The sequence below is a fragment of the Streptomyces sp. NPDC127106 genome (assembly GCF_042677605.1).
In the GTDB taxonomy this organism is placed as follows: domain Bacteria; phylum Actinomycetota; class Actinomycetes; order Streptomycetales; family Streptomycetaceae; genus Streptomyces.
The window spans coordinates 10,792-27,862 of sequence record NZ_JBHXTC010000078.1 but is presented as its reverse complement, the minus strand read 5'-3'; the positions used below and the strand labels follow the sequence as shown (position 1 = coordinate 27,862).

Below are 17,071 nucleotides of genomic sequence, written 5' to 3'. Positions count from 1 at the left end.
CCATCGAGGCCCACTTCGGACCGCTGCGGCAGTTCACCCTGGCTAACTCGAACCACCCCAATCACACCGTCCAGACCCGGGCCCTGCACGCCTACCTGCGCTGGCGCAACAAGAACGCCCGCCACCCCGACGTCCTGGCCGCCCAGCGACGTGAACGCGCCCGTATCCGCAGCGAGAAAGCCATCCGCTGGAGCGGCCGACCACTCCAAACAGCAGCCTGACCGCCCACCCCGGTGAACCTTCGCGGTCACAGCACTAGGATGCGGTGCAGGGTGGGGACCGGGATCGCCGGATTGGTGACCGCCGCGCATGCTGTGTCGCGGTCGTGCAGCAGCCCGGCAAGGACACGGGCCGGCAGCCGCGGATTGCGCATCGCGGTCCCGCGGACGTGGGCCGCTGGGTCGTTCAGCAGCCGCACCGCGTCGGCCGGTGACAGCCGGGGGTCCTCGGCCGCGCGGCGGCGCACCTCGGCTTCTGGGTCGCGGGCGAGGCCTGCGACGTCGGCAGGCGTGGACTCCGGATCGTCCAGGGCCAGGCGGCGCATCCGCCCATCGGGGTCGCCGGCGTAGCGCAGCAGGCCCGTACGGGGGAAGTTGGGGTGGCTGCGGGGGCGGTCGGGGTGAGTGAAGCTGCCGTCCCACCAGCGCCAGACCTCCAGCAGCATCTCGGCCGGCGCGTCATCGCAGGATTCGACGAGGAACAGGCGGACCGCCTGGTCCTCGTCCCGCGCCAAACGCTCCACGACGTCCGGTGGAAGATGGCGGGCACGGGCCACGCTGCGGCGGATGAGCGGATGGGACGATACAGCCAGACGGCGCATCGCGTCGGCGTCACCGTGCAGGCTCTCGACCCAGGGCACAGTGCGCGACATCGACGTCGGGTCGAAGTCGTAGCGCACCGCGGCACGCTGCTCCTCGCTGAGGTCGGGCCGCAGTGCCACCGCCGAGCGAATGTCGTCGCATGGGTCCTCCGCGAGGACGGCGACGCTGTGTGCACTGAGCCGCGGGTTGGCGGCCAGCGCTCGGCGTACCTCCGCATCCCCGTCCCGGACCAGCTCCGCCTCCAACCCGGGCGCGAGACGGCATTGTTCGAGCGCGCACCGAGGCGCGGACAGCGCAGCAAAGACCTCGCGAGGCATGGGGACGCCGGCGTGGTGGGCGAGTAGCGCCGCTGTACGCACCATGTCGTCAGTGTCGGCCAGCAGCCGCTCCCGCAGCGGCGCGGCGAGGTCCTCCCACCGGGCGCAGGCAGCCGACCGCACCCGGGGATCGGCGTCGGCCGCGAGGCCCGGGAGACGGTGGGCGGGGAGTCGGGGGAGTTCGGCGGCCCGGGCGCGGGACGGGCCGGCGAGGAGGTCGTCGTACAGGTCGTCGGGGAGTTCGGCTTCCCAATTGCAGGCGTGCTCGGCCCAGAGCACGCGCCGGCTCGGCGACGGTTCGGCGCGGACGAGGCGTATCCACTGGTCGGATGTGAGCTTGGGCCGGAAGGTGTCGGCGGGTGTGGACCGCACCCGTGGATCGGGGTGCGCAATGGCGGCGTCGAGGACGGCGGGCCGGTCGCATCCGTGCAGGAAGCCCTCGGCCACATCCAGCAGCCGGATCAGCAGTTCGTCCGGTGCGGCCGGATTGGATCCGATCCCCTCCGCCCAGTGCAGAGGCCACGCATGTCGGCCGGGCACCGCTGCCCACACTTCGGCGCGCTCGACCTCCGTCTCGCGCCCGGCGGCCGCGGCGCCCTCCTCCAGCCGCTCTGGCAGTTGGTCGAGGGCCGTCACCCGAGGTCCGTCCGCGCCGGGCACCTCCGCCAGGAGCACCTGCCCGTCGAGGGAGAGCGCCACGAACCCGGGGTCGCTGGTCAGCCCTGGCACACCGCCGCCGGCGTAGCGGACCCGGGTCCACCAGGAGTCGTTGCCGCCGATCCGATGTCCGAGGACGGCTACCAGGAACGCGCCGTCGGGATCTGCAAGGCGGCGCCACCACGCGGCGTCGAGTGCTTCCCGGACCGCGCCGTCCGGCGCCGCGATCCCCCGCGCGATTCGCCAGCCGGCCTCCGGCGGGAACAGGCTGCCCGGGCACACGTCCTCGACGACTGTGAGTCCGGCGCATCGGAGCAGTTCGTGGAGTATCTCTCGGTGTTGCACGCAGTCATGATCCCCGCCGACTCGCGGTGGGACAAGGCTCTCAGCCCAGGCGCAACCGGCCCTCACCCGTGTACACATCGTTGCCGACGAACCGGCGCCGCGAGTGCTTCTGCTCTGACGGATGCGGTCACTGGTGGCGCAGGCTGTGCGCCGTGAATCCCACCTGACCGGCGGGAGGTAGTGCGGCGGGGTTGTGTGTTCGGCACTACACGACGGTTGGGTGTCTATTGCAACAGCCTTCGAGGTCCTGTCTGGGTACGTGGTGAGGCTGATCTTCATGGACGTCTGACCGGAAGGTGTATTGCGGTTCGGCCAACCTTCGCACTGGTTCGGGTCGTGAGCTCGAAGGTGCTCACCGGCCTGGAATTCGGATGATTTTCATACTGAAAGAAGTGCTCTTTCGAGGGACGCCGAGGGCTGCCAGCCATGGTTAGGGTCGGCATCGCCGCGCAGGGCGGTGAAAGTTTCACGGGGCGGGTGGGTTGTTCGCATCGAGTGGACGGCCTGTGGAGCCGTGGTTTTCGCGTGGCGGTCAACGGTGCTGGTCGGAGTGAGGAAGGTGGGTCTGATGGACGACATGGTCCCCAACGGGGTGGTAGCGGATTCGATTCCGGGGGTGCGGTGGCAGAAGGCTTCTGCGAGCAATCCTTTTGACAACTGTGTGGAAGTTGCACGACTCGCGGCCGGCGAGGTGGCGTTCAGGAACTCTCGGTTCCCGGCGGGGCCGGCCTTGGTGTTCACCCGGGAGGAGTTGGTCGCATTCCTCGACGGCGCTAAGAAAGGTGAGTTTGACGGGATGACTGTCTGAAATCACGGACTAGGGTTGCTGCGGCGTCGGTGAGACTTCATGATGTGCTCTGGCGCAAGGTCGCCATGGTGAACGAGGAGTCGCACGTGGCCGCACGGCCTTTGAGTGTTGTCGGCGGGGACGATCTTCCGGAGATTCCGGGGGCGTTCCCGCCTTCGCGTACCGTCCGGCAGCTCCTCGGCGGCCGCATGAAGGCGCTGCGCAAGGCAGCCGGACTGACCCTCGCCGACGTGGTGCGCCCGAAGGATTTGGTGCAGTCTTCCGCGGTCCTCAGCCGGATCGAGAACGGCAAGACGAACGTGACCATCACCCGCGCGCTCGTCGACGGGCTGTTGGCCCGCTACGGGGTCAGCGACCCGGAGGAGAAGCGGGTGGCGCGGCTGCGGGTGGAGCAGCTCCTGGCGGGTGACACTGCCTGGTGGGCGGCCCATGACGGCCTGGTCGTCGGGGCCTTCGCCGACCTGCTGCACATGGAGGCTGCGGCCGAGCGGATCACCATGTACGAGAGCATGTTTGTGCCGGGGCTGCTGCAGGTGTCCGCGTACATGGACGTGGTGCTCACCCATGCATGTCTGAGCGAGGAGGAGCGCGAGCTCGCCGAGCGGCGCCGGCAGCTGCGCAAGGAACGGCAGCGGCTGCTGGATGCTCCGGGTGGTCGGGAGTTCACGGCGATCATCGACGAGGCGGTGCTGCGTAGGACGGTGGGCAGTCGGCAGGTGATGCGCGAGCAGCTGCGCCATCTGTTCAGCCTGTGTGAGAACCGGGAGTCGGTGCACATCCGTGTCTTCCCGTCGTCGGCTTGGGAGCAGGCGGTTCCGATGGCGCCGTCGGTGACGCTGCTGCAGTTCGCGCGTGAGCGGGAGTGTGCGGACATGCTGTATGCGGACACGGCGGGCAATGGCGGTTCGTGGCTTGATGAGTCGGGGGTTGAGATGGTCAAGGCTGCGCTTGAGCAGGTGCGCTCTCATGCCTTGGGCAAGCAGGAGACCTTGGATTTTCTGGACCGGCGGATTGCTGAGCTGGTCGATCCGCGTTAGCGGATGCGGGCGACGCCTCCGTACTCGATCCAGTCGCGGGATGCCGGTCGTACGCAGAGGTCGGTGTCGGGGCACCAGGCGGAGACGTCGACGGGGCTGGTGTGCTCGAGGAGGTCTGTTCCGTTGAAGAGGCGGGCGATCTCGGTGGTGGAGCGGACGCGGCCCCAGGTGCCGAGGTTGCGGGACATGAACGCGGTGAGGTCGCGCCGCAGTGTGGGGTCGTCGCTGGCGAGGTGGGAGATGACGAGGTAGCTGCCGGCGGGAAGGTGGGCGGCGACGTCGCTGACCAGTTGCCAGGGGTCGTCTTCGTCGTCGAGGCAGTGCAGGACGGAGACGAATAGTGCTGCCACGGGCTGGTTTTCGGCGAGGATCCGCCGTACGCGGGGCACGGTGAAGATGCTGTCCAGGTGGCGGATGTCCGCTTCGATGACGGCGGTGGTCAGGAGGTTTTCTTCGAGGACCATCCGGCCGTGGGCGCAGACCATGGGGTCGTTGTCGATGTAGACGACGGAGGCTTTCGGGTCGACTTCCTGGGCTACTTGGTGGACGTTGGGGCGGGTGGGAAGTCCGGTTCCGAAGTCGATGAAGCGGCGAACCCGGCGGTGTCGGGCGAGGTAGCGCACGGCCCTGACCAGGAAGGCGCGGTTGGCCTGGGCGAGTTGTTGCATGGCGGGGGCGATCGTCAGGAGTTCGGCGCATGCCCGGCGGTCGCTGGGATAGTTGTCGGTTCCGCCGATGAGGTAATCGTACATTCGGGCATAGCTGGGCCTGTTGACGTCGATCATGGGGATGGTCTGCTCCCGCGGGTGCCGGTCTGAACCGGCCGCAGTTCCGGCAGTTGAGTAGCGCCACATATTAGGGCTACTCGCCGTGGGTGCACTAGGCCATCACGAAGTAAGAGTGATGCACGTGGGGTGAATTAGGTCGCGGTGTTTTCACGCGGGCGTGCGAGCGGTCGGCAGCGACCAAGCAGTGGAATATGCCAGTTGAGAATTCACTGGGATGCTGCGAGGGAGCGGAGCGCCGCGCGGTGGAGGGCTTGGAAGGAGCTGGCCGAGATGCCCATCATCTCGGCGGCGGTCTCGAGCGCCAGGCCGAGCCGGTGGCGAAGGATGATCGTGTCAGCCTGCGGGCAGGGCAGGGCGGGCATGGCCCGGGCCCCGCGGCCGGCGGTTGCCTCGACGATGGCAGTGAACATCTCCCAGGCCCTGGCAGCCGGGGATGCGCAGGTCAGCGCCTCGGTCCAGCCTTGCGCGAGACCGGCGAGGGCACAGTCCGCGAGGCGCGCGCCGTGGCGGGCGTCTTCCACTCGGGCTGCCGCGTACCGGATGTAGAGAGGCCGGTACTTGGCGCAGAAGGCTTGATAGGACACAAGCGTCGCTGCGGCCGGCGGGCCGCCGTGGGGCCGGCCGGAGCCGGGCGGGTCAGCACGGCGGGGTGGTGGCGCGGGCGCGGCATCGCGCGGTTGGAGAGCGGGCCGCGGGAGGACAGGGTCAGGCATCGGTACCCCAGGGCGTCACATCTTCGGGATCACGAACTGGGCAGGCATTGGCCGGATCTCATCGCCCCGAACAGGGCATGGCAGCCTCGTGCGGTAGACACCGGCACCCGGTGCGCCCGGCCGGAACATTTCCGGCCGGGCTCTTGGGTTCAGCTGCGACGGATCCGCAGATACGACGCGAACGTCCGGTCCACGAAAACGGCCGGGGCCAAGGTCAGCAGCAGCTCAGGGGGCGCCACCCCCACAACGGTCGCTGCGGCGGCGGCAGCGGTCAGCAGTGACCCCCACCTGAATCCCACCGAAAGGATGCTGACCATTCCCGTTTCGGCCGGTGCGGGCATCGGAATGGTACTGTCGGTCCCCTTCGACAGCCGGACGATCGGCTGCCGGCGAGCGCGTTCCATCACGCGAACCTCCTAGGTCGTTTCGTGTGCGCCGGACGCGTCGGGTCCCGGGGGTGGCACCCCCCGGGGCCTTCTTGCTGTCCGGAGACCGCACCGTAACCACCAGCAGCACAGGCGTGCCAAGACTCCACGCCCGTGAAAACCGGAACCACGCCCCCCGGTTCATCCTCCGCCAGCACCCGCCCCACGCACATTGCAGGCACCCACACGAATCAACACGGGCACGCTCCGCACCAGAACGTTCACTTCCATTCACACGGGAAGTCCCGGCCGAGAAAGTCCGCGCGTGAGCACCCGGCGGCCATTCACCCGAACGGCCTAATCGCAGCCTGCCGTCAGCCCGATGTACACCACCGCGGAAAGGAAAGAGCGCACGCCTACTGAAGTCCTCGACGTCGTCGGGATGGAGAGCGGTGGCTCAGTGGCCGGTCCCAGAAGGGCAACCGGTCTCGGGCGCTTCCGGCCCGCTCCCGGGGGCGGGTGGTTCTGGCAGCCGGTACGACGCGACCAGCCGCCGGTACGCGGCCACAGCCTCGGCCGCCTTGCCCGCGGCCACGCCAGGAGCGGCCCGGAGAGCAGGCGCAGTGATTTTGTCGGGTCATATGAGAGCCACTGCTTCGGTGTGAGCGGGAGCCAGGTCTAGGCCGTTCGTGGCGGTGGTGTACTCGACTGCGGCGGGTGTTCTTCGGTGAGTTCGGGAGCCGTTTCGGCGAGATCGGGAGCCACTGATCGGGTGACCTGGTGGGGTCTGGGCGGAGTGTCCACAGGGCTGGGAGCGAGGCGTCGGTAGCTTGTGATCGTGGGCCCGGGTCGCCTCCCTGACAAGTCGCGGCCGGGGCCTCGCTCATGGACGTGCCGGAGGGCTGGACCCGTAGATCGTGCCCTCACGGACTGACTACCCGACGCTGCTGGTCAGACCGTGGTCCCCGCAGGCGCCGTGGCAGTGCTCAGTCGTGGATCTCCCAGGTGTCCCTCGGCAGCCAGTGGGAGAGGTCGTCGAGCGCCTCGGCGGGGAAGAACACCGGCCGGGTGAGGAGGCGGTCACCCTCCCGTTGCACGTTGATCACCACGCCCAGGGACTCCGAGCCGGGAACGCCCGCGCTCATGTAGGAGAGCTCGTCTTCGGGCGAGCGGGCCTCGGCTCGATCGAGCATCCACCGCTCCAGCACCGAAGGCACCCGGCCGACGAGTGCCGTACCGTCCGCGGAGACCTGCGGTCCGCACAGAGCGTCGACCACAATGCCCGCGAGTTGTTCATCCCGGTAGTAGAGGTGCAGGCCGAACTCCGGGTACTTGCCTTCCACGACTGTGTAGACGTTCGCATCTACCCCGCGCTGGCGTGTGTGTCGCTCGACCTCCGCGGTGAGGCCGCTCATGGTGCCCGCCACCTCATCGGGGCTCATGCCGAAGCGCAGTGGCCCAACACCCACGAACGGCTCCAGCAGCCACTGCTGCCGCTCTTCATCCGGCACGACATGCCACCAGCCCTTGAACATGATCAAGGAGTCTATGGCAGCTGCGGACGCTCACGTGTTGGGCGAGGTCTGCTGTCCACCCGAAACGCACGACCACCAAGATCCCGACAGCGTCAGGTAGTCAGTTCGGGGTGGGGAAGAGGGATTCCTGGGTCGCTTGGTAGCGGTAGGACTCGGTGCCGGTCTGGATCAGTGTGCAGCGGAAGGTGATCCGGTCGGCGATGGCCGCGCAGAGGCGGGCGTCGCCGAAGGTCTTGTCCCATTCGGTGAAGGGCGAGTTCGTGGCGACCGCGGTGGCCTTGCGCTCCTCGCGCTCGGTGAAGATCTGGAACAGCAGCTTGGCGCCCTTGCGGTCCAGGTTGAGGTAGCCGAACTCGTCCAGGCACAAAAGGTCGATCTTGCTGTAGCGGGCGATCACGGAGGACAGGCGGCGGTTCGCGTCGGCCTCGGCGAGCTCGTTCACCAGCGCCGAGGTGGTGGTGTAGCGCACCGACAGCCCAGTCTCGGCGATCGCCGTGCCGATGCCGATCAGCAGGTGGGACTTGCCGGTGCCGGAGTCGCCGATCAGCACCAGCGGCCGGCCCTCGCGCACCCAGGTCGGGGACTTCAGGTCCGCGACGACCTCCGGGGTGACGTTCGGGTTCTTCGCGAAGTCGAAGTCCTGGAGTTATCTGGGGTAGCGGTGACGGAGTCGTGCAAAATCACTGTTCAGGACGCTGCAGATGCGTCTGGAAGGTGGCAGAGGTTCACCCTCTGCCCAGGGCACTTGTTCTTGGCGCTAAGTCGCTGTCGTGTTCGAGCGGTGCAGCCGTAAGATCACGCCATGACTGCCGATGCCCCGCTCACCCGAGAGTCGTTCCGGCGCCTCCACCCGATCAGCTCGCCCCGTCCGGTGTCTCAGCTGCCGGATCGTGTCTGGACTGACGAGGACTGGGACCGGATCCAGCGCGGATATCGAGCCCGGGACATGGATGAGAAGTGGAACGTCTTCGTCGAAGGCGATGTCCTTTTCATGCACCGGAGTTGGACCGGTCACGGCGTCTATGAGGCGTCCTTCGCCCCTGTGGCTGGTGGTGGGAGGAGGATCTCCTCTGCCGTGGTGGAGGCCGATGGAGAGCGCTATCGGAGCATGGGCGACGAGTACGATCGCCTCATGATCGAGCTGGTCATCAGTGCGATCGTCCTTGGTGAGCCGGCCGCCGACCTCCGGGCCGGACTCGTGGAGCTGACTGCTCGGGCTTCGGGAAAGAGAGATCTTCCCTCGGGTGTGGTGCAGCACAGTGTTCTGGGATTGCGTTCTGAATCGTGAGACCTGGACCCAGGCGAGTGTTGTCACGACCTCGGGTTATGTGCCTGGATCACGCGTTGTAGGCGCAGGATCTCGCCATGTGCCGCGGCCAGTCGTTGTTCGAGTTCTTGGACGCGCTCGCGGTGGGTGGTCCGCTCACGGCGGAGGGCTTCGGTAAGAGTATGGATGACCGTGCCGTCGTCGGTTGAGGGCGCCTGTGGGGGAGGGCGGTCTTCGGCCCGTTGCTGGCCGCGCAAGGTCTCAATACGTTGACGCAGGTCGGTGTGGGCATAGAGGAAGTCCAAGCTGACGCCCGCCGCGCGGGCGACGGCCCGGAAGTTGATCTCCTCGCCTTCCTTGATCAGCCTTCGGATGCCCACCTCCGCTCGTTGGACGGCCTGCTGGTGCTTGTCCTGGGCGGCCTGCCGCAGGGCGGCGATCCGGCGGTCCGGAGGAGGCATGGTCTCTGGGACTGCGTCGTTCGGCCGGTTGCTCATGAGCGTGATCCCCTATTGCTGTCCGAGGCGTCCTGGTAGCCAGTGCGGCCGAGCACGCCGGCGCCGCGGACGACAGTGGTGCTGTCGGTTGGTTGGGCGTCGAGGGCGACGATCTCCAGCTGCATGCTGCGGATCTCCGCGTTGCGCTGTTCCAGCCAGACGTTGGCCTCGCTCATCGGCTCGCCGTAGCGCTCGGTGTGACGGGCCTGGCGGGTGGCGACCAGCGACTGGGTTTCGGCGAGTTGGCGCTGAATGTCCGGCAGGAAGGTGCGGTCGGTGGCGAAGTGGTCGCAGCCGTGGCAGGCGTTTCCCTTGTCGCAGGACCGGGTGGGTGGCAGCAGGCAGTAGCCGTTGGGCAGGATGCGGTCGGTGCGGCGGTCGAGCTGCACGAGGTCGAGCATGTCGCGGCGGTCCATGCCGATCTGGCGGCCGTCGCGCCCGACCTTGGCCAGGGCAAGGAACTCGCGCTCGGCGGTGCTCGCAAGGGTCGCGGCGTAACGCATCGTCATCTCCGGTGAGAGGTGGCCGAGGTAGCGCTGGACGACGTGGATCGGGGCGCCGGCGTTGATGAGCGTGGTTGCCTTCGTGTGGCGGAGCCGGTGGCTTCGTGAGTAGAGGAGGAGCTCGCCGCGTGAGTCGCGCAGGTCCAGGTGGTGGCTGAAGTCCTTCAGGACGTGGTTGTAGTTGCTGGTCTCCCAGGACTTGGTGCCGTGCCGGTTGCCGGTGGTCTTCGGGAACAGGTAGCGGATGGTGTCGGCCGGGCCCAGGTGCCAGTGCTCGCGCACCCATGCCTGCTGTTCCCGGATGATCTCAACGACGTCACGGCCGACGAGGATGGTGTTCGGTGCCGCGTCGATCTTCGTTTGCTGGTAGCGGAGCCGGGCGACCATCCCGCCCTCGGGGACGGCTGCGACGTCCAGGCCGGGGATGTCGGAGAGCGGCTCGAAGTCCATCATCAGCACTTCGCTGGCCCGGCGTCCGGTCATGGCCTGGATCAGCCAGGCCCGCATGACCGCAGGATGCCCGAGCCCGGCCAGCTCCACCTGGCACCCGTCGCGGACGACGGTGCGGGTCTGCTCGGCGGGCAGGCCGAGGAGCTCGATGTGGGTGAGCATGCTGCTGAGGTCGGTGTCGTTGATGTAGTTGCGTTCGTCGGCCTCGCGGACCTCGCGCTGCCTGGGCCGGTCGGCGGTGCGGAACATGCGGGCATGGCTGTCGGTGAGCGCCAGCCAGCGCGCGTCGTCCAATGCTTCGGCGGCTTCGGCGCGACAGTCGGTCATGACCCGGTAGAACAGGTCGATCGTCTGCAGGTTCTTGTTGATCGTCCTCGGCTGGAGGCTGCCGCCGACCTCGCTTCGGCCCGACCGCTCGCGCCGCCAGTTGTGCAGGAAGGTGCCGAAGTCCAGCGCAAGTGCACGCAGGCTCCGCTCAGAGCCGTTCACCAGGGCGGGGTTGTCGATTCCGCGTTCGGTCACGAAGGCGGCGAAGCGTGCGCTGTTCACCCGGTGCTGCATCACCGTCGACCAGGTCAGTTGTCCGGACTCCATCTGCAGCCGGAGGTAGAACTTTGTCCCCTCCCGCAGCCAGACAGGGGTGATGTCGCCCCAGCGGACGGCGGTGTTCGCGCGTGGCTCATGCTCGCGCCGCGGGATGCGTCCGTCCAGCCGCAGCGACCAGATGTCATGCCGCCACCAGTCGACCTCGCTGCTGTAGCGCCGCAGCAGCCGCTCCAGCATCGCGCGCAAGGCGTACTCGGCCCGTCGCCGGTGTTCTGGGGCAGGCATCCGCCCCCGATCGGCGTGATAGATCCGGCCCCAGGCGGTCATCCACTCGGCCAGGGGCAAGTCGGCGAAGGAGAGGACGTGCGGGTGGCGCGCGATGACGTGGTCGGCGGTGGCTGCCCAGCGGTTCCACTCGCTCGCGTGGGCCTGCCGTTCGCCAGTGCGTGCGCAGGTAGCCAGCCACCAGCCGACCTCGCGCCGCATGACCAGCGGCAGGGCAGTGATGTTGAGCCGGGTCTGCCGAGATCCATGCATGAACACCCCGGCCAGCCGCGGGTCTCGCGGGTCGAACAGCGGCCCCGCGAAGACCGGGCCCAGGCCGTTGACCAGCGTGGCGCTCTGAGCGAACCGATCCGGAGCGGCCAAACCCGTCGCAGCGGCCGGCGGGAGGTAGCGGCCCGTCATGAACGGATTGCGCAACGCCAACGACCATCAGAACGAGTGAAACCCACGCTGACGGACGTTCCAGACGGGCACAAATGAACCCCAGATAACTCCAGCCGCTTGGGCCGCGGAAAGCGGGCCAACCTGAGCAGTCGCTGCTGGCGGCGGAGGTCCCGGTCGGTCAGCTCGGCCTGCAGCATGTCCAGCAGGAACTGCTTGTAGGTGGCCTGCTCGCGCCGGGCGGTGCCGGCCAGGTCGATGAACCGCTCGCGGAACGCCGGCAGGCGGAGCTCCCGGCATGCCTCGTCGATGAGCATGTCCTCCGGATCGCCCGGCAGCGACATCCTGCGGCCGGGGACCCTGCCGTCGGTGTCCGGCTCGTCGTCCTGGTCGGTGACGGTGATGGTCGGGCTCATGCGCCGTGGCCTTTCTGGGTCTGGCTGTCGCGGCCGGCGACCGGGCTCAGCAGCCGGTCGTACTTGCTCATGTCGGGCATTCCCTGGCGCGGGTCGGGCGGCAGGCGGCGCGCGTGCAGGGAGATCACCCGGGCCCCGCCAGCCGTGTCGGAGGAAACGTCCGCCGCGCTCTTTTCGTCGGTGTCGGCGTCGGCCAGCAGTTCGGCGTCGTCCGCGTCGGTGCCCTCCATCGCCTTGCGGGCCTCGCTGGCGACCAGGTCGGTGGAGACCGACCCGATCCGCAGGCAGGTCTCCATCGCTGCGACCAGCGCCTCGCCCGGCAGCTGGCGGTGCAACAGCAGCACCTCGATCAGCATCCGGGTGCCCTCGCGGTCCCCGGTCTTCTTCTTCGCCGCCGCCCAGAACGCCTCGTGGACCTTGGTGAAGCCGCCCTCCGCCCGGGCCTGCGCGAGCGCGGAGGCCCCGGCGAACGCGCCCGGCTTGACCAGCAGGATCTCCAGGTAGTGGTCCAGCAGGTCGTGGTAGGTGTAACGGCGCGTCAGCCTGGGGTGGCGGGCCACCACCTTGCGCCCGTCGAACACCCACAACTCGTTCGCCCGCAGCTTGACGCGCACCTTGGCACCGATGAACTTCGCCGGCACCGAGTAGTAGCACTGCCGCACCGTGATCCGGGAGTTGCGCGCGACCACCGGCGTCAGGTCGATCCCGCAGTCGTAGTCGTCCGCCGGCAGCGGCCGCAGCCGCTCGCGCTCGGCCTCGAAGTCGAACCCGATCGAGGTCGGCCGACCGTGGATGTGCCGGGCGTCCTCGGCGACGTCGATCGCAGCCAGGCGCTCGTTCAGCTCCGCCAACGAGTCAACCGCGGGCGGCGGGACCAGGTGCTTGCGGCGGAACCTGCCGCCCTCGTGCTCCACCCCGCCCTTCTCGTGGGCGCCGTCCTCGCCGGGCGCGCAGTAGAACGCCGAGAACTGGTACCAGGACTTGAACGACGCCCACCTGGCCGACTCCAACCTGGAGCGGCCGAACAGCACCTGCTTGACCGCCGGCTTCAAGTTGTCGTAGCGGATGTGCACCGACGGCACCCCGCCCAGCACCGTGAACGCCTCCACGTGCCCTTCCAGGAATGCCTCCTGCGAGGCGGTGGCGTAGACCCGGTGGACCGCCTTGCCCGAGTAGGACAGCCGCAGCGTGAACAGCACGCACTTGCGCCGCTGACCCGCCAGGTCCAGCCAGAAGTCCGCGAAGTCGACCTCCGCCTCCTCGCCCGGCCTCTTCGCCTGCGGCACCATCCCGTCCAGGTGCCGGCGGCCTTCCAGTGCCTCCGCCTTGATCTCGGGGCGCCGCTTTCTCACGTACTCCCACACCGTGGTCTGCCGACCCAGCTCGAAGTCGTGCTCCGCGGCCAGACGCTCCATGATTCGCGGGATCGTGTGCTTCTGCTTCGCCGGCGCGTCCAGGTCCTCGCGCAGTATCGCGTCGATGAAGCCCTTCACCGGCTCCAGCACGCTCTTGCGCGGCGGCGGTGCCTTGCGTTTCGGTGGCACCGGTGACTCCAACGCCTTCTTCACCGTGTTCCGCGACACCTTGAACCGCACCGCGAGCTCCCGCCCCGACAACCCCTGCTCGCGCTGGGCCCGGCGGATCCTCTCGAACAGCCACTCACGTGACCTGTGCACCAGCGGTCTCCCTGACCTGGACCGTGATCAACAGGCACAGCGTGACGGCCGAACAGCCCAAGCCCTCACGATTACTCCGAAAGCGGCATGTTCCACACCATCACACCTACTGGCCCCCTATCTCGCCGAAGAACCGCTGGCTCCCCAACAGACCGAAGCCGTGGCTCTACTTCACCCCGGTAAAAACAGGCGCAGCAACTGCCGGGTCCGTTCATCACCGAAATCCGCCTGCGCACTGGAGCGGTCCTTCGTGCAGACGGCGTAGTACTGGGTGACCGCGGTGACCGCTTGGAACGCCGCGGAGTACACCAGGCCGTCGCCGAACAGTTCGCAGCACCCGGGCCGCCGGCACCGCGGCCCGCCACCTCAGGACGACGTTCCCATCGAGCAGATCATCACCGGCCTTGGCATTTGCACCCGGGCCGCTCGCAGCCGCCTGTTGCGGTACCAGTTCTGACCGGCACCTCGAGCAGTGCACGGGGCAGCGAGTTGCTCAACGCGGCTTTCAGTGCGGGTGGACGGGGCGGCTTGCGTCGCCGTCTGGTTCAGTCGCTTGAGTCACTGGTTCGTAAACCTGCAGGTCACTGGCATAGCGACGCCCATTGGAGCGACTCAAGCGACTGAAGCTGGGGTATGCCGAATCGTTTTTGGACAGGCCTACGGGTGGTGTGTGGGCTGTGCTGGTTTCTCGGAGCGGTCGGTCTTTCTGCCTCGGCTGCCGGCCGAGAGGGTTCGAGGGTCGACTGCTTCGGCTGGGGCGCCAGTGGAGTAGAGGCCGTCGGGGACGGTGTCTCGGTCGTGGGGCAGGAGCCAGAACACTCGGCGGCGGAAGGTTCCGCTGGCGCGGGAGGGTTTGGCTTGGGGGCCGAGTTGGGCGTAGCCGACGAGGCGGCCGTCTCTGTGGTAGGCGGGCTTGCCGCGGCGGGTGGGTAGACGGTCGAGGGATTGGCGGACGTAGTCAAGGTCGGTGACGTCTTCGAGCCAGACGAGTTCGACTTCGTTGTGGATCTCGTCGTCGGAGATGAGGGAACTCATGCGCTCTCCTCCTCGGCGAGCAGTCCGATGCCGGGGTAGTACTTTTTGGAGTTGGACAAGATCATTTCTTTGGGTGAGGCGAGGCCTACCATCTCGCGGGCCCGGGCTGCGAAAGCGCGGGAGGAGACGGCGGGCGCGCCTTCATTTTGGCACCACGTGCGGTAGACGCTGTAGAGGCGGGCTTGTTCGGCTCGGTGATCGGGCTGGAGGGTGCAGCACTCTTCGAAGAAGCGGCCGGTGTGGTCCTCGGTTTCGGCGTAGGCGTTGGTGGCAATCTGGACGGGTGTGGGGCCGGTCAGGTCGCGGTTGCCGGCGAGGTAGCGACGGGCTCCGTCGATGAGCCAGGCGAGGATGCCGGGGCCTTCTTCTGCCACGAGGATGTCGGCCAGGTTGTCGATCTTCCGGTCGTCGGAGACAACCCGTTCAAACGGTACGAGCCTCATGCGGCGCCAGAAGGCGAAGCCTCCCGTGCCGACCTCGGGACGGTGGTTGCCAATCAGCCACAGTTTGTGGGTCGGGGTGAAGGAGAAGAAGTCCTGCCGCATCCGGCGGGCCTTGATGCGGTCGCCGCCGGTGAGCAGTTTGACTCGAGCCTCATCGAACTTGTCGCCGGGTTTGACTTCGGAGCAGACGATGACGCGGCGGCCGTGGAGTTCGGCGAGTTCGGTGGGGTGGCCGTCGAAGGTTCTGGCCATGAGGAAGCCGGGCGGGGCGGCGTCTGCGTAGTCGCCGAGGAGTTTCATCAGTACGTCGAGCAGGACGGATTTGCCGTTTTTGCCGGAGCCGAAGAGGAAGGGCATGACCTGAGCACCGACGTCGCCGGTGATGGAGTAGCCCAGGAGCAGGTGGAGGAAGTCGATCATTTCGGCGCCTTCGGTGTTGTCTCCGAAGGCGTCGGTGAGGAATCGGTTCCAGCGGGGGGTGGGCTGTGGCTTGGGGCCCCTGGAAGTGGACCTGGAGTGAAAGTCCTTGTCTGCCTCCGGGGGGCGGATCAGGCCGGTGCGCAGGTCCACGATGCCGGCCGGGGTGCACAGGGCGTAAGGGTCGGCGTCGAGGAGTTCGGCCTTGAGGACCATGCCGGGGGCGGACTTGGCCTGGGTTAGCAGGGCGTTCTGCCCGGCAGTGCTCAGGGCGCGGCGACGGTGCTTGAGGAGGGCTTGGTTGGAGTAGATCCCACGAGGGTCTGTGGTGGCGATGGCTTCAGCCAGGTCTCCGGCAGCCCAGATGACGGTGTCGTCTTCGTCGACCTGCCAGCGGGTGGTGTCCCACCGGTACCAGCCCAGGCCGGGAACGTGCCGGTAGTCGCCCGCGTAGAGGCGGACGAAGAGCTTGGCGTTGCCTCGGTCGCTGAGAGTGTCGGGGAGCAGGCCTGCGGGGCTGGCGTGGTCTGGGTGAGCCTGTTCTCGTGCTTGGGCAGGCAGCGGCTGTGGGGCTTGGGCGAGGATCTGGGCAGCGATGGCTTCAGCGTCGAAGTCGAAGAGGTAGCCGTTTTCCTTGGGGACAGGGGTCACCGGCGGCCTCCGAGGTACAGGGGGCGCTTGGCGCCAGCGGTCATGCCGCTACGGACGATCTGCTCGATGCGCTGGTTCTGACCCGGGCGGGCCATGACGGCGGTGTCGAGCAAAACTCGTTCGGCCGTTTCCTGCGGAAGTTGGCCAGCGGCGACGAGACCACCGAAGGTGTAAGCGGCTCGGTTCAGCTTCTCGGTGAAGCCCGCGCCTTCGGAGACCTGTGCGCAGGCGGCAACGTCCGCCAGGAGGGCCGACAGCATCCGGGATGTCTGTTCACGGCCACCGCCAGCCGCGATGACTGCCTGGCGGGCGCGCGGGGGGACAGGGCGGGGGGCGGGGATATGCGCCGCCGGGAGGTGTCCTGTGCGCTGCAGTTCCTGCGCCAGCCAGGCGGGGAGGGGGGCGGGCTGGCGTGTGGAGCCGATGGGCGTGTAGGTGCCTGCGCTGGTGGTAGTGCCGGGGGCGATGGCGTACCCGCCGTAGGCCCGGACGTCCACCTGCCAGGCCAGCGCTCGGGACTTGCCTGAGCCCGTTGAGGACTGCCAGCGGCGACCGTCGGTGGCCCGGTACCAAATATGCATGCCACCGGAAGGGGTGCGGACACGCAGGGTCGAGTCGTCCTCGGTCGGCGAGGTCGCGTCGCGCAGGGCGGCCAGGACCGCCAGCGAGTGGTACCCGGTCGTCATTCCCGACAGGTCGATGTGGTCGCCGATCGTGATGCCGGGCAGGATCCTGTCCCGCGGGGGCAATACGGCGGTGTGGGTGTCGACATCGATGATGACTACGCCTGCCGGGCCGCAGGCGACACCTACTCCCAATGCAGGGTTGCGGCTCCACCAGTTGTCGACGCGGTCATAGTCCAGCGTTGCCGCGTGGAATCCGTGGCACCACTTGCCTGCCTGCGGGCAGGAACAGCCCTCGTGGGTGTGGCCCGGCTGAGAACAGTCCCGGCAGTTGCCCGCCGGCGTCTTGCGGCCAGCGGCCAGCGGCAGCACGGGCCAGCCGTTGCCGACGCACCATCGGGCCACAGTGTGCGTAGCGACTGAACGCTCAGAGGTGCTGTGCCCTGAGTCGCTGCGAGAAAACCGCAGCTCATTGGGCATCTGGTTCCCCCTACA

The 17,071-nt window shown here is 68.0% G+C and carries 16 protein-coding genes and 1 pseudogene; 4 read left to right on the top strand and 13 right to left on the bottom strand.

Translation table 11 applies throughout. The features are described from left to right. Nucleotides 1-221, top strand: a pseudogene (locus ACFVGY_RS35045) (IS630 family transposase); the annotation flags it as partial. A 26-nt stretch (nt 222-247) separates the two neighbouring features. On the opposite strand, the gene ACFVGY_RS35040 reads toward ACFVGY_RS35045, so the two are convergent. Next, the gene (locus tag ACFVGY_RS35040) at nt 248-2,140 is read right to left on the bottom strand and encodes a hypothetical protein (protein ID WP_385685739.1); all 1,893 of its coding nucleotides are present in this window, start codon (nt 2,138-2,140) and stop codon (nt 248-250) included. Nucleotides 2,141-2,708: 568 nt separating this feature from the next. On the opposite strand from ACFVGY_RS35040, the gene ACFVGY_RS35035 reads away from it, so the two are divergent. Further along, entirely contained in the window at nt 2,709-2,948 is a 240-nt protein-coding gene (locus tag ACFVGY_RS35035) for a DUF397 domain-containing protein (protein WP_385685736.1), read from the top strand. 44 nt (nt 2,949-2,992) lie between these two features. After that, nucleotides 2,993-3,985: a helix-turn-helix domain-containing protein gene (locus ACFVGY_RS35030; protein ID WP_385685733.1), complete on the top strand. Its 993-nt coding sequence runs from the start codon at nt 2,993-2,995 to the stop codon at nt 3,983-3,985. Here ACFVGY_RS35030 and ACFVGY_RS35025 read toward each other — a convergent pair. The 5 genes from ACFVGY_RS35025 to ACFVGY_RS35005 form a co-directional block, all read right to left on the bottom strand. Then, nucleotides 3,982-4,770, bottom strand: a complete 789-nt coding sequence (locus tag ACFVGY_RS35025) for an SAM-dependent methyltransferase (RefSeq protein WP_385685731.1) — start codon at nt 4,768-4,770, stop codon at nt 3,982-3,984. The two genes, ACFVGY_RS35030 and ACFVGY_RS35025, sit on opposite strands and share 4 nt — an antisense overlap. Nucleotides 4,771-4,979: 209 nt before the next feature. Then, complete coding sequence (locus tag ACFVGY_RS35020) at nt 4,980-5,357, bottom strand: hypothetical protein (protein WP_385685728.1); 378 nt, start codon at nt 5,355-5,357, stop codon at nt 4,980-4,982. A gap of 278 nt (nt 5,358-5,635) precedes the next feature. Beyond that, nucleotides 5,636-5,893, bottom strand: a complete 258-nt coding sequence (locus ACFVGY_RS35015) for a hypothetical protein (protein ID WP_385685725.1) — start codon at nt 5,891-5,893, stop codon at nt 5,636-5,638. 944 nt (nt 5,894-6,837) lie between these two features. Continuing rightward, nucleotides 6,838-7,392 (bottom strand): hypothetical protein, encoded by a 555-nt coding sequence (locus tag ACFVGY_RS35010; RefSeq protein ID WP_385685722.1) that lies wholly within the window; start codon nt 7,390-7,392, stop codon nt 6,838-6,840. A 94-nt stretch (nt 7,393-7,486) separates the two neighbouring features. Next, nucleotides 7,487-7,975, bottom strand: coding sequence for an ATP-binding protein (locus ACFVGY_RS35005; RefSeq protein WP_385685746.1), 489 nt, complete (start codon nt 7,973-7,975; stop codon nt 7,487-7,489). A gap of 213 nt (nt 7,976-8,188) precedes the next feature. Between ACFVGY_RS35005 and ACFVGY_RS35000 the strand changes: the two genes are divergently transcribed. Further along, the gene (locus ACFVGY_RS35000; RefSeq protein WP_385685719.1) at nt 8,189-8,674 is read left to right on the top strand and encodes a hypothetical protein; all 486 of its coding nucleotides are present in this window, start codon (nt 8,189-8,191) and stop codon (nt 8,672-8,674) included. Between the two features lie 23 nt (nt 8,675-8,697). Here ACFVGY_RS35000 and ACFVGY_RS34995 read toward each other — a convergent pair whose 3' ends face one another. The 7 genes from ACFVGY_RS34995 to ACFVGY_RS34965 all read right to left on the bottom strand — a co-directional run bounded on the left by ACFVGY_RS34995 (nt 8,698) and on the right by ACFVGY_RS34965 (nt 17,056). Beyond that, nucleotides 8,698-9,150: a DUF6262 family protein gene (locus ACFVGY_RS34995; protein ID WP_385685716.1), complete on the bottom strand. Its 453-nt coding sequence runs from the start codon at nt 9,148-9,150 to the stop codon at nt 8,698-8,700. Continuing rightward, a complete protein-coding gene (locus tag ACFVGY_RS34990; RefSeq protein ID WP_385685715.1) occupies nt 9,147-11,336 on the bottom strand; it encodes a tyrosine-type recombinase/integrase in 2,190 nt (729 codons plus the stop codon). Before ACFVGY_RS34990 ends, ACFVGY_RS34995 begins: the two co-directional genes overlap by 4 nt. Further along, nucleotides 11,333-11,731 (bottom strand): ATP-binding protein, encoded by a 399-nt coding sequence (locus tag ACFVGY_RS34985; protein WP_385685712.1) that lies wholly within the window; start codon nt 11,729-11,731, stop codon nt 11,333-11,335. Before ACFVGY_RS34985 ends, ACFVGY_RS34990 begins: the two co-directional genes overlap by 4 nt. Then, nucleotides 11,728-13,407: an IS21 family transposase gene (istA, locus tag ACFVGY_RS34980; RefSeq protein ID WP_385685709.1), complete on the bottom strand. Its 1,680-nt coding sequence runs from the start codon at nt 13,405-13,407 to the stop codon at nt 11,728-11,730. The genes ACFVGY_RS34985 and istA overlap by 4 nt, the downstream gene beginning before the upstream one ends. 657 nt (nt 13,408-14,064) lie before the next feature. Then, nucleotides 14,065-14,442: a DUF6009 family protein gene (locus ACFVGY_RS34975; RefSeq protein WP_385685706.1), complete on the bottom strand. Its 378-nt coding sequence runs from the start codon at nt 14,440-14,442 to the stop codon at nt 14,065-14,067. Beyond that, on the bottom strand, nt 14,439-15,953 hold the full coding sequence (locus ACFVGY_RS34970) for a phage/plasmid primase, P4 family (RefSeq protein ID WP_385685704.1): 1,515 nt from the start codon (nt 15,951-15,953) through the stop codon (nt 14,439-14,441). The genes ACFVGY_RS34975 and ACFVGY_RS34970 overlap by 4 nt, the downstream gene beginning before the upstream one ends. Beyond that, a complete protein-coding gene (locus tag ACFVGY_RS34965) occupies nt 15,950-17,056 on the bottom strand; it encodes a bifunctional DNA primase/polymerase (RefSeq protein ID WP_385685701.1) in 1,107 nt (368 codons plus the stop codon). Before ACFVGY_RS34965 ends, ACFVGY_RS34970 begins: the two co-directional genes overlap by 4 nt. Nucleotides 17,057-17,071 lie beyond the last annotated feature (15 nt).